The 1,521-nt window shown below is 75.6% G+C and carries 2 protein-coding genes and 1 pseudogene; all 3 read left to right on the top strand.

Going from position 1 to position 1,521, the window contains the following annotated elements; genetic code table 11:
* Positions 1 to 325 precede the first annotated feature (325 nt).
* Positions 326 to 913, top strand: a complete 588-nt coding sequence (locus ABD317_RS36805) for a YqgE/AlgH family protein (RefSeq protein WP_027754356.1) — start codon at positions 326 to 328, stop codon at positions 911 to 913.
* 30 nt (positions 914 to 943) lie between these two features.
* A complete protein-coding gene (locus ABD317_RS36800) occupies positions 944 to 1,246 on the top strand; it encodes a DUF3039 domain-containing protein (protein WP_027754355.1) in 303 nt (100 codons plus the stop codon).
* 76 nt (positions 1,247 to 1,322) lie between these two features.
* Positions 1,323 to 1,521, top strand: a pseudogene (locus ABD317_RS36795) (hypothetical protein); the annotation flags it as partial.

Genomic DNA, 1,521 nt, shown 5'->3' with positions numbered 1-1,521 from the left:
CGCGCGTGGGGGGCGGGGGCGGAGCCCCGGTTTCGGGAAGGGGCGGGGTTGGGGACAGACCCTGCTCCGGGTGCCGGGTGCCGGGTGCCGGGTGCCGGGTGCCGGGTGCCGGGTGCGTGGGGGCCCGGCCCCCGGCGGCGGGGGCGTGGGCGGTTCGGGTGCGCCGCCTTGCGCGGCGCACTCCCGCGCGCCCGGCGGCGCCGCGTGCGTACCCCGTGGGCCTGGAGGGGCGCGGGAGCCGCCGCCCCACCGCGCGGGTGCGCGCTTTGCCGTATTCCTCGCCCGTCCGCTCCCCTCGCGCCCGCAACTGCGGGATCATGTCCGCATGACGGAGGTGTCATCCCTGACGGGCCGGCTGCTCGTCGCGACGCCGGCGCTCACCGATCCGAACTTCACCCGGACCGTGGTGCTCCTGCTCGACCACGACGAGGAGGGCTCGCTCGGCGTCGTGCTCAACCGGCCGACCCCGGTCGGCGTCGGCGACGTGCTGCGGGACTGGGCCGACCTCGCCGGCGACCCCGGCGTGGTCTTCCAGGGCGGCCCGGTCTCCCTCGACTCGGCGCTCGGCCTGGCGGTGGTGCCCGGCGACCAGGCCGGCGACGGGCCGGGCGGCGGCGCGGGGCCGCTCGGCTGGCGCCGGGTGCACGGCGCCATCGGCCTGGTCGACCTGGACGCACCGCCGGAGCTGCTGGCGGCGGAGCTGGGCACGCTGCGGATCTTCGCGGGGTACGCGGGATGGGGTCCCGGGCAGTTGGAGGAGGAGCTGGACGACGGTGCGTGGTACGTCGTGGAGTCGGAGCCCGGCGACGTGTCCTCGCCTGCACCGGAGGGGCTGTGGCGCGCGGTGCTGCGGCGGCAGCGCAGCGAGCTTGCCATGGTCGCGACATATCCGGACGACCCGAGCCTCAACTAATCGGCGGTGCCGTCGGTACCCTTGGCCAACATGAGCACTCCTCTCCCCGAGCCCGATCGCGGAACCGGCACCGGCACCCTCGTCGAACCGACGCCGGAGGTGTCGCACGGCGACGGCGACCACGAGCGCTTCGCCCACTACGTCCAGAAGGACAAGATCATGGCCAGCGCGCTCGACGGCACGCCCGTCGTGGCGCTCTGCGGCAAGGTCTGGGTCCCGGGGCGTGATCCGAAGAAGTACCCCGTCTGCCCCATGTGCAAGGAGATCTACGAGTCCATGGGCGCCGGCGGTGGCGGCAAGGACGGCGGTAAGGACGGCGGCAAGAAGAAGTAGCCGCGCCCCGGCCGCGGCCCCGGACCGTCGGCCGAATGGTCTAGTCCAAACCGCGGTCCTGGGGCAGGATGAGGTCATGGATCTCATCCCCGCGCCCCGCAGCGCCGCCCGCACCAGCGACACCGCGACCTTCGCCCTGGGCCAGGGCACCGTCCTCGCCGCAGGCGACGGAGCGGAAGACGTCGCCCGGTGGCCGCGGCGGCGCCGGACGCCGCCGGCACCGCCCCCGGCGACGACGCCCGCGCTGCCGTACGCCTCGACGTCGACCCCGCGCT

Source organism: Streptomyces synnematoformans (assembly GCF_039531005.1).
GTDB classification, from domain to species: domain Bacteria; phylum Actinomycetota; class Actinomycetes; order Streptomycetales; family Streptomycetaceae; genus Streptomyces; species Streptomyces synnematoformans.
This window is presented reverse-complemented; position numbering and strand designations above follow the sequence as displayed.